This is a genomic window from Pseudoalteromonas pernae (assembly GCF_039831865.1).
In the GTDB taxonomy this organism is placed as follows: Bacteria; Pseudomonadota; Gammaproteobacteria; order Enterobacterales; family Alteromonadaceae; genus Pseudoalteromonas; species Pseudoalteromonas pernae.
Genome location: NZ_JBDODM010000008.1, coordinates 143,231 through 159,832, shown reverse-complemented (window position 1 = coordinate 159,832; position 16,602 = coordinate 143,231). Strand labels below are relative to the sequence as shown.

Here is a 16,602-nt window from a genome sequence, read left to right as displayed (position 1 = left end):
CATAAGTTATTAGGCTTGCCCATCATTGCCCTCTTTGGTAGCGTGTGGCTACCAAATTTAACTCCCCCCACATCATGCACTTTATTACCATCACAGCTGAACAAAATGATGCCATTGCCGCACTTTTGCATCGCTTTAACGAATGCTCTAGCGCGCATCAACATATCGCTTTGGCGCTCGCAGTGATTTACAAGCCCATTGAGTCTCATGCTCTCAATCGTATTTTGGAAGGCTTGGAGTTGCCTGATTTGAAAGGGATTAATACCAAAGAGCTGAAACATTACATTGCCGATTTATGTGCGCTGGATTTGGCGCAAAAAAGCCGCCATGGCTTTATCATTAATCGCCTAATCGCCAACACCTTGGTGAAGCGTTGTCTTGCTAAAAACCTCTATGTTGCGCTGTTGACCGCAGCAGAAAAAGTCGCTCCCGTGCTCAGTAGTTACCAGTGGGAAGACAACACGGCAGATAAACGCAGATTGCTGCGCGATATGTATTTTCTAGGTGAACATAAACGAGTTATTGAGTTGCTCAACCTCTCTAAAAATCCCATGATGCTTGATTGGCAACAAACGCCAGCGTTATGCAGCATCGTGTTCTATCCATTTAACCTAGACGAATTCGTCGCCCTCGATGCGCGTTTGCAATATCAAGCATTCGCCACACTTATCGCCGCGCACCGCCAAAAAGGGCAAAGCACTGCGCAAATCCTACATTGGCTGCACCAAGCCTGTGATGCTCTGCCAGAAAACACTTGGCTACACTACTTAAAAGCCGAACAATACCTATTCAGTGGCGAACTCAGTAAGCTTGAACAAACCCTCGATAACCAAGACACTTCAACCTACAGCTTATTACTGCAAGGCTCTGCCGCCCTTTTAAACCAACACTTTGCCAAGGCTAAAGGGTTATTTGAGCAGGCGATAAATGAAAAAAGCCGTTATCAAAAACGAAAAAAGCCCTATTTAGAGGGGATATATGGCATTTTCTATCAGCTAACCTTGCTGGCCATGGGCAAAGGGCAAGATAAATCCACCTGGCGGACCTTGCTCGAAGAGCTGGACAATCAACAACAAGATAAACGCCGTGGCGCCTTTGCCCTGTCTATTGATTTGGTGATGCGCCGTGTATTGCAGCACTTGCAAGGGCGCGATACTTACCTATTTCGCCAAGATTACTTAGGGTATTGCGAGCGTGAGGAGCTCAACTACTATCTATACGTGTGTTTCGCTCTCGCAGCCTACACATGGACAGTGCGCACACCAGAGCCGTGGCTATTAAACCTCAAAACTGCCGCGGCACGTTTTTTTGAACACATCCAATGGCCACTATTTGCGAACTTTTTAAAACAAATCGATGGTGATTCGCTAAATTTCCCGTTTGATATTACCCAGCTACTGCGCGCTCAAGAAAGTTGGGATTTAGCGCTTGAACAACTACTAGCATTGGACTCGCCGTTAAAAACCACCCACGATGAACCCAGTCGCATAGTCTGGCAATTGGAAATGGGGCGCTTCGATGCCAGCCTCAAACCCAAAGAGCAAAAACGCACAAAGCAGGGTTGGAGCAAAGGCAAAGCATTGAGCTTTAAACGCTTATTGTCTGAACCCGACGCATTCTTACTCAGTGACCAAGACCGCGCGATTTGTGCGCATATTGATACCCTCACCGGCACTGATTATTACCGCAGTAAAGAATATCGTTTGAATTTGAGTCAAGCCCTGCCCGCTGCGGTGGGGGCTCAGAATATTGTCGATGCAGATGGTCGAGCGCTCGAACTCTCTCAGCGCGAGCCGAGCATCCGCATTGTCGCCCATGGCGATGACTTAAGTGTGAGTATTGCTAATCTTCCACCGTTAAATAGCGCGTCTGAGCCGCCCATCGTGAGTATCAAACAGGTGCGCGATGGCTTAGCAGAGTTCAGCATATTTAATGCAAATCACCTCAAAGTAGCGAAAATTATCGGTGAATCTGGGCTTGTTATTCCTACGCATGCGAAACAAAAGGCGGTGGACAGTATCAAGGCCATTGCCCCGCTCATCAACATTGAGTCGGATATAGAAGGCATAGGTGAAACACTCAGCCAAACAGAACCAGACAAGCATTTGGTGATCAATATCACCCCACTAAAGGAGGGCCTTAACTTTGAATGTGTCGTTATGCCTTTCGGGGAGCAGGGTCCAGCAATGAAGCCCGGCTTAGGAAGCCGCCATGTGAGCGCCCATATCAAGGGTAAACGTATCGCCCTCGAACGAGATTTAGCCTATGAACAAAGGCTACTGGAGCAATTAGACCAGCACTGTCATGACTTCCAAGCGATGCAGGATACACGTCTAGCACAAGTCGATTGGCAAAGTGCACTGGCCACCTTGGAGCAGTTACAGCTGCTATTAGCCACACCCCATCGCGAACTGCCAGTCAAGCTACGCTGGCCGCGAGGAAAATCACTGCACATTGCAAAACAGCTTAAAAGTGAGAATATTCAGCTCAGTATTAACCAGCATAATGAATGGTTTGATATTACTGGCAGTGCCACTTTTGACGACGGTAAGGTATTGGAACTGCGCCAATTACTCGATGCTTTGGCCACCAGCGGCGGGCGCTTTATTACCCTAGAAGACAACCGCATTGTCGCCCTCAGTAAGCAACTCAAAGACCAGCTCGATGTACTCAGTGGCGCTGCAGACAAAGGCCTGTATCATCCCCTAAGCAGTCGTCTTATTCGCGACCACACCACAGGTATGCGAATGCAAACTGTGCCAGGGTGGGAGCAATTGCACCAACGCATGAGCGAAGCGAACAGCTTAAATATCTCCGTGCCAAGTACCCTGCAAGCACAGTTGCGTGACTACCAGGCTGATGGTTTTGACTGGGCCATGCGTTTAGCACATTGGGGGGCTGGGGGATGTTTGGCTGATGACATGGGTCTGGGCAAAACACTGCAAGCTTTAGCAGTACTTGTTGCTCGCGCAGCAAAAGGGCCGGCATTAATAATCGCCCCGACTTCGGTGTGCTTTAATTGGCAAAACGAGGGCAAAAAATTTGCACCCACTCTCAAAATGCAATTATTCAGTGAGCTTAAGACCCTTGAGGCGCAACAAGCGGCCATCGAGAACAGCAACGCCTTTGACTGCTTGGTAATTAGCTACCAGCAAATGCAGCGCCATATTGAAACGCTTGAGAAAATTCGTTGGCACACTATCGTCGCTGATGAAGCCCAGGCGTTAAAAAATCCGCTCGCCAAGCGCACACGAGCAGCATACGCCCTCAAAGGCAATTTCCGCCTGATCACCACAGGCACGCCAATCGAAAACAATCTCACGGAGTTATGGAGCCTGTTTAGGTTTGTAAACCCAGGTCTGCTTGGCAACTTAAAACGCTTTGGGCAACGCTTTGTAGTGCCTATAGATAACCACGAACAAGAACCGGCTAAAGCACTCAAAGCCAAACGCACACTCAAAGAGTTAATCAAACCTTTCATCCTACGCCGACTCAAATCACAAGTGCTTACTGAGCTGCCACCGCGTACCGACATTGATCAACTGGTCACGCTCAGTGATGATGAACAACACTTGTACGAAGCACTGCGTCAAAATGCTTTAGAGCAAATGAGCACGTTGCAAGAGATTGATAACCCCGGTGAGCAACGCATTGCACTGTTGGCGCAGCTGACCAAATTGCGTCAAGCATGCTGTCATCCTCAGTTAGTCAGCGCCAATAGCCTGCTCTCGAGTAGCAAGTTAAATGCGCTCGGTCATTTACTCTGTGAGTTACGAGAAAATAAACATAAGGCATTGATATTCAGCCAGTTCGTTGGCCATTTGCAACTCATTCGCGAGTACCTTGAGCAACAAGGTATTCGATATCAATACCTCGACGGTTCAACACCTGCTGCGGCACGACAAGCCCGTATCGACGCATTCCAAAGCGGTGCGGGAGATGTATTCCTGATCAGTTTAAAAGCGGGTGGTTCAGGGCTTAATCTTACCGCGGCGGACTACGTGATTCATATGGACCCATGGTGGAACCCTGCGGTTGAGCAACAAGCATCGGACCGTGCCCACCGCATTGGCCAAACGCGTCCTGTGACCGTGTATCGCCTAATAGCCAAAGGCACTATCGAAGAGAAAATTCTCGCCTTGCACCAACATAAGCGTGAATTGGCAGACAGCTTACTCAGTGACTATGACACACCACAACAGCTGTCAGTCGCGGAAATGATGGCCACGTTAAAAGACGTGTTTTGATCACCGTTCACTTAATCAATGCGGGGGATTAGCCATAAAAAAGCCCGCATTGCTGCGGGCTTGGATGTGTGAATCAAACAGTAAATTTGAATCAGATAGTAGGATTTCTAAGGCATAATCACAGTGTCAATGACATGGATGACGCCGTTATCTGTTTCTACATCAGCAGCCGATACGAGCGCAGCATCGATATACAGCATGCCATCTTGTATAGACAAGCTAGCCATGGAACCATTTGCCATTTCCACCATTGGATTGTCTGAGTTTGCAACAGCGATAGCAGCGTCAGACATCACGGTGGTATCGGCAATCACGTGATACAACAGGATGTTAGAAAGCGCATCTGGGTCAGCAAGTAAGGCATCCAATGTCGCTTGGTCTAGCTTAGCAAACGCATCATCTGTTGGTGCGAATACCGTAAACTCCCTGTCTAAGTCCGCAAGTACGACATCTAAACCTGTCGCTTGCAGTGCTGTCACTAGCGTGGTGAAGTTACCCGCGCCCACAGCAACATCGACGATTGATTGCTGTGGTGGCATTAACACCGTATCCACCACATGAATCACGCCATTATCCGCTGCAACATTGGCCGCAATAACCTGTGATTGGTCAATGTAAAGCATGTTGTCTTGGACAGATAATGTCGCCATGTCGCCATTGGCCATAGTGATCATCGGATTATCAGAGTTTGCAACTGCGATAGCCGCATCTGACTGCACTGTGGTGTCAGGTAATACATGGTATAGCAGCAAATCTGATAGCGCTTCAGCGTCAGCGAACAATGCATCTACTGTCGCTTGGTCTAACTTTTCAAAAGCTGCATCATTTGGCGCAAATACCGTAAACTCACGGTCCATATCAGCAAGCACCATATCCAAACCAGTGGTCTGCAACGCCGCTACGAGTGATGTGAAGTTACCGTCTGCTACTGCGATATCAACAATCGACTGAGCAGGTGCAGGCACTTGTACATCGCCAACTACCACAGTGTCGAGCACATGAATAATGCCGTTGGTGGTCATGATGTCAGTCATAGTAACGGTAGCATCGCCAAATTTTAGCGTGTCCGTTTCTGGGTCAATCATGATATCAATCATGTTGCCTGACAGCGTCTCAGCTTGCATACCGCTTAAACTAAATGCAGTCACCGCATCAACTTCACCACTGACAACGTGTTGTAATAGGATTTCACTCAACACATCAGTGTTTGCAAGCAAGGTGTTGATAGTTTCTTCGCCCAGCGCCGCGAACGCGTCATCAGTCGGAGCAAACACGGTATAGGTTTCACTTTCGTCGCTAAGCGCAGTGACCAAGTTGGCTGCTTCAAGCGCTGCTGCGAGGGTGGTGAAATTACCAGCGGCAACGGCCGTCTCGACGATATTCATCGTGGGCATTTCTTCACTTTGTTTAGGCGGCATCAACACGGCATCAATAACATGAATAACGCCATTTGACGCGTAGATATCAACGCTGGTGACTGTAGCGGTGTTGACTAGCAGGTTGTCGCCAGAAAGAGATAGACCAACTGACGCACCATTTACCGTTTCGACTGTAGAGCCCGCAGCAGCAATGGCCGCACCCGATTCAACTCGAGAGCCCAATACATGGTAAGTCAGGATAGATGAAAGTGTGTCTGGGTCCTCTAACAGCGCGTTAATCGTATCTTCACCCAACAATGCAAATGCATCGTCGGTTGGTGCAAACACGGTGAACTGTGAGTCCATGTCGCTAAGCGTCGCATCGAGGCCTGTAGCTTCAAGCGCAGCAACCAAAGTATCGAAATCATCTGAGCCGGCTGCAACGTCGACCACAGAAGTTAGGGGCATTGATGGCGGCTCTGTAGGACTTTTATCATCGTCGTCATCACTACAAGCCGAAGTAAGTACCAACAAACTCGGTATAAGCAGTAATTTTAGTAAGTTCTTCACGTGTTAATCCCTCATTAGTGTAACAAGATAGCCTCGTTACTTACGCAATGAAGAATAAAAAGCGATCAATAAAATGTTATTTTTTTGATCTTACCTGTGTATTTCCCCTTATTAAAAAGCGCTATAAACGCCGTAATTACTAAGCCTATGCAGCGTTTCAATAACTCTTTTACAAAGACACAAAAAAGCAGTGCCGAAGCACTGCTATTTGGTAAAAATTTCTACGCAATGTAAAACCTGCGTCTTTAACGGAAAGTTACTTCTCTTTCATGTTCCACAAAATACCTTGGTCAGAGCCCATGACCGTTGTTGGCATTTGACCATTCCACTGCTGAGCACGAATGTATTCAACCAAGGTAGCGTTGTTCTTTATCGCCTCTGCTTTTTTCTGCATCGCTTCGGCTTCAGCTAAACCTTTTAAGCGGATCGCTTCAGCTTGCGCTTGTGCTTCCACTTTAATGGCATAAGCTAAACCATCAGCTTTTGCCTTTGCCGCATCACGTTGTGCATTGGCAGTATTCACCTCTTGCTGAGCTTGCAGATTTTGGCGCTCTAACTTGTGCTTTTCAGCCGCAGCTAAGTTCTTCTCTGTTTGCTTAGTTTCAATCGACTGAATGTATTTTGGCGGTAATACAAGATCTTCAATTTGCGCAGAGTCTAGTTTAACGGGATATGACTTCATTTCTTCAAGCAACAGCTCTTCGATGCGGGCGATTACCTGCGAACGATTTTGGATTAGCTCTTCTGCTTTGTAACGAGCCAGCGCATCCTTCGTTGCTGAACGTAATTTAGGATCAAGAATACGACTTTCAAATTGCGTTAAACCGCCATAGCTTTTGAACAAATCAAACGCCTCTTCACGGTTAACCGTCCAGTTGATGCTCACTTCTGCGGTCAAAGGCATCTGCTCATGCGTTGCTGCTCGCAATTTTTCAACGTTTTTACGAGTGCGGATCTCTAGCATTTCAACTGTATCAACAAACGGAATTTTAGTGTGTAGACCGGGATTTACTTGTTCAGTCGCTTCACCAAAACGTTTGATAATGCCCACGTGTCCCTCGTCTACGGTGTACATACTTTTGAGCAACACGAGAACCACAATCACCACCACAAAAACTGTGCTGATAAGGCCTTTTTTATTGCCAACCTTGGCTGAGATGTCAGGTAAATTATTGTTGTTATTCATACTCACTGTTCCATAAATCTATCCAGTAGAAACAGCGAGTATAAATTAATCAGTTACAAATGTTAATTAATCTCGCCTGTAAGACTGCGGTAAAACAACGTGGTAACACGCTCTTTAGGCAGCCACCCCATATACTCAAGGTTTAATTGTGCCAATGGATCTGCAGCTACAACCGCCTCCAGTGTTTTGTGCTCTTCAATGGCCTCAAGCATAATCGCTTTCGCCTTGCTTATAAGTGCGTGATAGCTCTGCAAACCTGCTTTATTGCTCATCGGTCCATGACCGGGGATAACTTGCGTGTCATCAGCAATCGCATCAATCACCGTTTGCACCGCTGCTAAGATACCATCAACGCTGCCACCACCATCAACATCAACGAAGGGTAAGCTACCAAAATTAAAGTAAATATCACCCATATGCACAACGTTAGCATTATCGAAAAACACAACACTGTCGCCATCAGTGTGAGCATGCGCAAAATGCTGTAAACGAGCGTGCTCGCCATTAAAATGCAGAGTCATATCTTTTGAGAAACTCAGTCTCGGCAAGAAGTCTGAATCTTCGCCATGCTCCGCCTGCAAACGCTTATGTACATTGTGATGCGCAATCACATGCGCACCTGCTTGGGCGAACACTTCATTCCCACCCGTGTGGTCACCGTGATAGTGCGTATTGATCACAAATTCCGCTGCATCTGGGTTGAGTTCTTTGAGCTTGGCTTTAATTTGCGGCGCAAGCTTGGCAAATTGATCGTCAATAATATAGGTGCCTTGCTGGCCTACATGCGCCGCGATATTGCCGCCTCGCCCGAACAATACGTAGATATTATCCGTGAGTTTCTGCGTTTTGATTTCGACTTCATCTGCCTGAGCAGATGCGATACCTAAGGACATCGCTGCACTGGCGATGGCACCAAACAGCACTGAGGATTTGTTCTTTTTCATTGTTCTTTCCCTTATGAATTGAGATTACTTCTGTACTACGCATCGATGCTCAGTGTAGCTCACAATCCGTTTGTACGTTGGCAACTTTCGGAATTTCAACGCGTTGGAATTAACACCATAATGGGAGCTCGTTCCGCAAACTTCTCCACATGCACTATACTGTTTAACTTGGTGCAATAGTGAGAGTGTCGTAGTGCCGCAAGTGAGTGACCAGGCTACAGATAACTACATAGTTGAGAGCATCTTTGAGAAAGTAGAAACGCTCAAATTTGCCGTTATCACCAAAGTTGCTTATTTTGCTGGTGTAATCCACGCGCTGTTAATACCTACATTTTATCTAATTGGTGCCAACGAGCTGGCTGTACTCAATATTTTCAGCACCTTAGCTTGGTTTTTGGGCATTCACTTCATCAACCATCAACACCCAAGCCTTGGGCTGAGAGTATTTAGCGCGGAAGTCATCATTCACTCTATCGCATGCTGCTATTTCATGGGGACAGGGGCGGGCTTTCAGTTTTACCTTTGGAGCATTTCCTGCATCTTATTGGTTGATTACAGAATGAAAATGGGCCACGCCATTTTATACAGCGGCGCGCTCATCATCACTTTTGCCCTGATGTATTTACTCTTTGCAAGTACGCCATACCCATATGCTCTCGCTGACTACGTGCAACTCATTGAGGTCGTAAATATTCTCATCGCGGGGATACCGATGATTTACACCTTGGCGCTCATTCGCCGTATCGCCTTGGAACAACGCAGCGTTCTCGCAGAGATGGCTACGAAAGACTACCTCACAAATTTATATAACCGCCGCTTTGCAAAAGAACTTATCTACCGTGCGCAGAAACGCTGCTTGGCTAATGGCCAAGACATTTGTATCGCGATCGGCGATGTTGATCACTTCAAAGACATTAATGACAAATATGGTCACGAGGTTGGCGATGCGGTGCTGCGCGAGTTAGGCATGTTGCTTGTCACACAGACGCGGCCTTCAGACATTGTGGCGCGATGGGGAGGAGAAGAGTTCATTATTGTATTACCGAATATCTCCATCGAAACAGCACTGATGCGCATCGAAACTCTGCGCTACAGCGTAAAGAATATTCAAGTAGATGACCTGCCCGAGGTGCTCAAAATTTCTCTCAGTTTTGGCATCGTGCAATGGCAAAGCAACGACTCACTGAGCACAGCCATCGCCAAAGCAGATGGTGCATTGTACAAAAGCAAATATAACGGCCGCGACCAAACTACGGTAGCAGCCGCTACATCATCCTTCACCCAAACTAGTTAGCTGGGCGAATTTCAATACGATGAGTGGCTTCACTTGGCAATAGAGGTGTCGCCTGATGCGTTGCATATTGTTCAAACCCGACACGATAAAACGGCGACAATGGATGTGCAGATTGACCCCCTGGTACTGCCATGATTGCCTGCTCCAAGCGACCCGGCTGAGCAATGAAGCGCTGCGACGCACCAAACTCAGGACGCTGAACTGCTGGCATAAAGCTGTCACCAAAGCCTTCCGTTATTGGCATATTTAACCACTGACTTAATTGCGGGATTTGCTTCGCAAAGGGGTGCTTGAGCGCCATCGCATTCACCTTGCCCCATTGCCAATTCGCGATATCATCGCCGTGTCTTTCACGGATGCGTGCTAGCGCTAAGTTGAAGCTTTTTGACAACAGAGTTTGTTTGTCGGCCAACCCCCAAACACTTGGATCTTCAAGGAGTTGCCATGATGCCGGCTCTAAATTACGACGGATAGGTCCAAGTGATAGCTGGTGTTCACCTAACTGCGTTTCAATACTCGCAAACAGAGTATCAATAACTGCACTGCGAAAATAACGCACTAAGGTATACCCCACTGAGTCAGCACAGGCGCAACCTTGCCACTGCTGTACAAGTTCTAAATTGTTCTCGCTGCCCTGCTCTTCAAGGGTAGCCACTAACAGGGCTTGCCACTTCGATAAGAAGCGCGCTTCGTTATCTAGTTGTAGCGCAAGGAAGTCTTGCTCGTTGAATTGAGACTGCTCAAACAAGCGGTCACGAATTTGTTGTTGCCTTGCACCCAACGCATAGCCACCATCACCAAAGCGCTCAAGCTCTTGGGTTGATATTACTCGGGCATTGCCCGTCCACAAACGACCATCTATTGGATTCATCACCCGAGGGCGTTGCGGCTCGTTATCAAACCACGCTTGTTGAAAATCGGCCTCTGTTAATGCCGCATCACTGGGGTTAGTGCGCGCAGCGATGGCACCCATAGGTTGCCAACCAATTTGCCCTTGGGTATCAACCACGACCAAGTTTTGTACTGGCATACCAGCGTTGTCGGCAATGTTAAACGCTTCCGTTACTGATTTTGCGCTGGCAAGATTTGCTAAATCTAGGTTCAAGGCATAGTCATAATGCCCCACCCAACTGAGCGCATAACGCTGACCATTGACGCTGCGCACTGGGCCATAATCACTCTTAGGAAAAGAGTATGAGTACGGCTGCCCACCTTTTATTTTTATGATTTCTTCTACGCTAATCACATCGGCGTCGTCGTTCAGTCGAATCCAGTCTGAGGTATCCACATAGGCATTCGTAAAACCCCAGGCGATATGGTTGTTACTACCGACGACTATGGCAGGCGCCCCCGGAAGTGATACCCCTGTAACTTGCAAATCCGCCACATTTAATTGCGCACGATACCAAATTACTGGCACAGCCAAACCTAAGTGCATATCATCCGAAAGCATAGGTTGACCGCTGGCGGTCAACTCACCGGAAACCGCCCAGTTGTTACTCCCTACTTCTTCATTAGGGATGATCTCACTGATCTGTGCATTAACTGCCGTGCTCGGCAAAGTGGGGATCGCTAATTCATCTCGGGGGATCTCACTGCCATCGAGTGCCGATTGATACTCACTGGCTTGAGTCAAAAATTCTCGCATTTCAACAGAGTAGAGTTGCTCAATTTGCTCAAGCACCATATCACGCTCGAAGGTGCTGGCTTGCAAATCTAAATACATGCTGTAGATAACCAACAAGCTATCCACTGGCTGCCAAGGTTGCATCTGTGCCCCCGTAAGCAAATATTCAAAGCTCTTCATTGATTGGGCCTGCAGTGCTTCGTTGACTCCTTGAGCATATCGCTCGAGCACCAATTGCTGAGCAGCGGGCAACTGCGCATACATGCGCTCACTGCGTTTGCGAAGTTGATGAAAGCGCATTTTCTTATCTAGTTTTAAGGCTGCTTCACCAAACAGTTCACTCAACTCACCCGCTGAATTACGACGCAGTAAATCCATTTGAAAAAAGCGATCTTGGCCGTGAGCAAAACCTAAACCATAGGCTGCATCAGCCATACTTTGCGCATCGATAATGGCCTGTCCCAACGCGTCTCGCTTGATGGTGACAACATTATCGATAGCTCGACTGCTACCGCGGCCGTCTAAGGCAGGTAAACTTAATGAAAGAACACCATAGATAATGGCTGTGGCAAACAGCAGTATAACTATGGCGGTAATGACTAGGCGCTTTCCCCATTTGAACATGGTTAACTTATCCGTATCTTTATGATTTTATTATTGTGAGCACTAGTGTATGACATTTTTGTGGTTCGTTGGCACAAGATGTGAGCAAATTGTGTGCATGTCCTTGTGATATACCGCCATACCCACCACCCGCGAACCCTACCTCTGCGCAGCCAAACCAACACAACAGGGCTGAATGTATGTGATAAAACAGCTTATGATGCACTTTGCCCTAATTAAATCAGCAGGTTAACTTAGCAAAGTAGACAATAAGGGCTCATAAACTATAGTGTAGAAAGCCGCTTTCATAATCAAAAACGCATTAATGAGTGCTTCGCCGCAAACACGACTTTACACCAGTTCCTTCTACGCCTTAGTGATAGTCATCATAGGGATCGCTTTTGCGATCGACCAAGTCATTTATCGCCAAGCGGCGCAAAACTATCGCCAAGATGTGAGTACAGAAGCACAGCAGTACAGCGCACAACTGCAAGCTTTGATGACCGCTAATATTCAATTGGTCCGCGGCCTAGTTCCAGCAATCGCGGCACAGCCAAACTTAGAACAACGCCAATTCAACTCCATTGCACGGAGTATTTTCTCAAGCTCAAAGGAACTGCGAAACATTGCGCTAGCACCCAATATGGTTATTACCATGGTGTATCCATTGCAAGGCAACCAAGAAGCGATTGGACTCGATTACCTCAAGAATGATAGCCAACGAGAACTGGTTCTCAGTGCAAAAGAAAGTGGCGATATTACCATTGCCGGTCCGCTGGAGTTAGTGCAAGGCGGCAGCGGCATCATCGCTAGGCTACCCGTATTTATAGACAACGATGACACCCCATTTTGGGGGCTTATCTCAGCTGTTCTTGATGCCGAAAAGGTGTTTCTAAACAGTGGTATCACAGAGTTTTCTAACACCTATGACGTTGCCTTGTATCGCGATATAGCCAATCAGCAAAAACATCTTTTACATGGTCAAAGGCAAGCCCTAGTTGACGATGCAATTAGCCTGGCAATCACCTTACCGTCGCAAAGGTGGCATTTATCAGTGCGCCCCAAACACGGCTGGCAGCCGCCGACAAGCCACTATATGTACCCTCGCCTAGGCATCATCGCGGCGACATGCTTAATTCTGCTCTTCCTGCTTTGGGTCAAACGCTTACTACAGCAATTACTCGACAACGAACAGCGCCTGCAAACACTGTACGACCTTTCACCCATAGGGATTGCACTGTGCAATGCCAATACGGGGGAGTTTATTCATGCCAATAAAGCCCTTATCGATAACGTGCAAACCCCGATGGACACATTGAGAAAAATGACCTTCAGTGACGTGTTTTCAGCAGCACAACATGGCGAGCTTCAGTTGCAAGCATTCAAGCATGGCGAACGTTTAGCCCCCCTAGAAACACTGTGGCATCAAAATGCCAATTATCCGGTGCAAATATCTGGTGTGCGTTTTGATAAATCGTCTCAAAAAGGCTACTTCTGGCTGCTTGTTGAAGACCAAAGAGAGAAAAAAGCGACGCAAGCGTCACTGCTAGAGAAGTCGCAAAGTCTCACTTTGGTGATTGATACCATAGGCGTGGCAATTTGGGATTGGGATATTCGCAGTGGCGAGTTACGCGTGAATGATCGCTGGTGCGAAATCATTGGTTACTCATTGGCTGAACTACAGACAGTTAATGTGGATACTTGGCTCAATCACATGCACACCGATGATTTAAACCAATGCAACACACATTTAGAGCAACATTGGCAAGGGAAGACGAACCTCTTTGTTTGTGAAACTCGCCTCAAGCATAAGCAAGGACATTGGGTGTGGGTCCTTGATACGGGTCGCGTGATTGAGTGGGAAAATACTGGTAAACCTAAACGTATGATCGGCACCCACATCGACATTAGTAGTAAAAAAGCAACGGAACTGGCACTGATCCACGCTAAACAAGAAACAGAGAGTTTCTTTGAGCTCAATGCCAACTTTATGGCCATTCTCAATCTCCATGGTTTTATTGAGCGCGTGAATAACCGCATGTATTTTGGCCTTGGTTACGTGGCCAGTGAAATGGTAGCGAACCCCTTCCTAGACTTTGTTTGCAACAGCAGTAAAGAAACAGTGCAAGGGCACATTAATGAGCTCGGCGTGCTCAGCAGCGAAATAGAATTTGAAGCGCATTTACGCCGCCACTCAGGAAAAAGTATTCTGTGTCGCATCAATTTGGCGCTTGATGGTAACAAAGAAAAAATCTATTTAGTGGCCAGTGATATCACTCAGCAACAACAAATTAGTGAGCAACTGATACACCACAAGCACATGCTCGAAGCAATGAGCGAACAAGCGAACATCGGCGCTTGGGAATTGAATGTGCAAACCAAAAAGGCATTTTGGTCACCAGTCAATAGAGCAATTCATCAGGTGGATCAGCACTTTGAGATCACCGCCGATAATCTGTTTGATTTTTATATTCCAGCGTCGAAAAAGAAAATCGAAATTCTCGTCAATAAAGCTATTACCGGGCAAGAAACCTTTGATGCTGAGTTAAAGATCAAAACAGGCCAAGACGAGATGAAGTGGGTTCGAGTGCGTGGCGAGGCTGAGTTTGCCGAAAACCAATGTGTTCGCGTGTTCGGCTCAATCCAAGATATCGATCTCGAGAAGCGCGCACAATTAGAACAACAACAATTATCACAGCGCAACAATGCCTTGGCCGCACTTACCCTCAATGAAGCTGTGATTGCCGGTAACTTGGGCATGGCCAAGCACACGATAACTCGCATGATAAGCCAAACCTTGCGAGTAGATAGAGCGAGTATTTGGCTATTTGACCAAAAATCAGCCCACCTTAACCTAATTTCTTTGTATGACTTAAAACTCAACAGCCACACCGACGGTGCCGTATTAAGGGCAGGCGAACACCCTGCCTATTTTACCGCTATCAAACGCCGCGCGGTGTTGAGTATTTCCCACGCACAACACGACAAAGTTACCGCTGATTTTTTACAAGATTACCTACAGCCACTAAACATCCACGCCATCCTAGATTGTGCTATTCCCGGTCGCGATGGCATTGTTGGTGTCGTGTGCGCCGAACACTGCAATGAGCCGCGCATCTGGAGTGAAAGCGACGAGAACTTTTTACTCGCTATCGCCAGCATAGTTGGCGGTGTTTTCGCTAACCATGAACGCCAGCTCACCGAATTTGCCCTGCGTAAAGCGAAAGAGGACGCCGAACACGCGGCAAAAGTAAAAAGTGAATTTCTCGCCAGTATGAGCCATGAAATTAGAACCCCCATGAATGGGGTGATAGGTATGATGGAACTGCTTAGTCACAGCGAACTCAACGATTCACAGCTGCACCAACTGGATTTAGCGCGCACCTCAGCCACCGCTTTGCTCAGTATCATAGATGACATACTCGACTTTTCGAAAGTGGAAGCTGGAAAGGTAGAACTTGAAGAAGTGGAGTTTGATCTGCACCAATTACTGAGTCAAACCGTGGAATCCATGGCACTCAAAGCACAACAAAAAGGCAATCAGGTATTATTGGAAACTCAAGCCGTCAGCTACCGCATGGTATACGGTGACCCTAATCGTTTACGACAAGTAGTCGCAAACTTGCTCTCCAATGCCATTAAATTTACCGAAAATGGCAGCATAACCTTGGTTGCACGCATCACCCCTGACGCCAAACTAACTTGCAGTGTCATTGATACCGGCATTGGCATTAACGAAGCCGCTCAGTCGCAATTATTTGATGCATTTACTCAAGCCGACAGCTCCACAACACGCGAATATGGCGGTACAGGCTTAGGGCTGGCGATCGTGAAGCAACTTTGTGAACTCATGGGCGGCTCGGTTTCGGTCACCAGTGAAGTCGGCAAAGGCAGCACCTTTACATTCTCTATCGCACTAAAAGTAAACAAAGACACTGAAATTTCATCACTGCTAACAAGCCTGCCGGTGTGCATCATTGATGATGATGCGGCGCAGCAAGAACTCACAGCCAAACACTGCCGAGCTATGGGTGCTCATGTACAAACGTTTGATAGTGATGAAAAATTACTTGCTGCATTAACACAGCCAGTGCGATTAATCGTTGATATAAATAGCTTGTTTGCCGAAAACAATGCCTTGCAACAACAGCTGCAACAGCAACTCCCTAGTGGCAGTAAAGTGTTGATAGTCACCCATCTTGAACAGGCCAAAGAAGCTAATAAAAAGATTACGCTCAAAGACTACCGCTTAGTATTTTATCCGCTCACCGCTTACGACATTTACAACGAAGCCTCACCTAAACAAGAAACTAAGGATACTGAGCCAAGCTCTTTGAAAGGCATGAACTGCTTGCTAGTAGAAGACAACAAAGTCAATCAAATCGTCGCCACCTCATTGCTCGATAAGCAAGGCTGTCAGTATACGGTAGCCAATAATGGCCAAGAAGCCATTGAGATGTTGAAGAGTTCAGATCAGGGCCCCTTTGACGTGATCCTTATGGATTGCCAAATGCCCGTACTGGATGGCTACCAAGCAGCCAGTCAAATCCGCCAAGGTGCTGCCGGTGAGTACTATCGCAGTGCCATCATTATCGCGCTCACGGCCAATGCGATGGATGGGGACAAGGAAAAGTGCCTCGATGCCGGTATGAATGATTACCTAAGCAAACCACTCAAACCCGATACCCTCATAAATAAGTTAATGCAGTGGCATGTGGCCAGTTGAGCCATCACAACACGACATGCTTTAACTTTTGCCCAAATACTTACATA

The 16,602-nt window shown here is 47.1% G+C and carries 7 protein-coding genes; 3 read left to right on the top strand and 4 right to left on the bottom strand.

What is annotated here, in order from left to right:
- The first annotated feature begins 44 nt into the window (after positions 1-44).
- Complete coding sequence (locus V1358_RS16695; protein WP_347394268.1) at positions 45-4,247, top strand: DEAD/DEAH box helicase; 4,203 nt, start codon at positions 45-47, stop codon at positions 4,245-4,247.
- Positions 4,248-4,354: 107 nt separating this feature from the next.
- Here V1358_RS16695 and V1358_RS16690 read toward each other — a convergent pair whose 3' ends face one another.
- The 3 genes from V1358_RS16690 to V1358_RS16680 form a co-directional block, all read right to left on the bottom strand.
- On the bottom strand, positions 4,355-6,175 hold the full coding sequence (locus V1358_RS16690) for a fasciclin domain-containing protein (protein ID WP_347394267.1): 1,821 nt from the start codon (positions 6,173-6,175) through the stop codon (positions 4,355-4,357).
- A 256-nt stretch (positions 6,176-6,431) separates the two neighbouring features.
- The gene (locus tag V1358_RS16685; protein WP_347394266.1) at positions 6,432-7,361 is read right to left on the bottom strand and encodes an SPFH domain-containing protein; all 930 of its coding nucleotides are present in this window, start codon (positions 7,359-7,361) and stop codon (positions 6,432-6,434) included.
- 62 nt (positions 7,362-7,423) lie between these two features.
- Positions 7,424-8,305, bottom strand: a complete 882-nt coding sequence (locus V1358_RS16680) for an MBL fold metallo-hydrolase (protein WP_347394265.1) — start codon at positions 8,303-8,305, stop codon at positions 7,424-7,426.
- Positions 8,306-8,507: 202 nt separating this feature from the next.
- Between V1358_RS16680 and V1358_RS16675 the strand changes: the two genes are divergently transcribed.
- Positions 8,508-9,599 carry a GGDEF domain-containing protein gene (locus V1358_RS16675; RefSeq protein ID WP_347394264.1) on the top strand — a complete coding sequence of 364 codons (1,092 nt, stop codon included), beginning with the start codon at positions 8,508-8,510 and terminating at the stop codon, positions 9,597-9,599.
- Here the strand turns inward: V1358_RS16675 and V1358_RS16670 are convergent.
- Complete coding sequence (locus V1358_RS16670; RefSeq protein ID WP_347394263.1) at positions 9,592-11,850, bottom strand: penicillin acylase family protein; 2,259 nt, start codon at positions 11,848-11,850, stop codon at positions 9,592-9,594. The two genes, V1358_RS16675 and V1358_RS16670, sit on opposite strands and share 8 nt — an antisense overlap.
- A 304-nt stretch (positions 11,851-12,154) precedes the next feature.
- Here V1358_RS16670 and V1358_RS16665 point away from each other — a divergent pair, with 304 nt between their 5' ends.
- On the top strand, positions 12,155-16,555 hold the full coding sequence (locus V1358_RS16665) for an ATP-binding protein (RefSeq protein ID WP_347394262.1): 4,401 nt from the start codon (positions 12,155-12,157) through the stop codon (positions 16,553-16,555).
- Positions 16,556-16,602 lie beyond the last annotated feature (47 nt).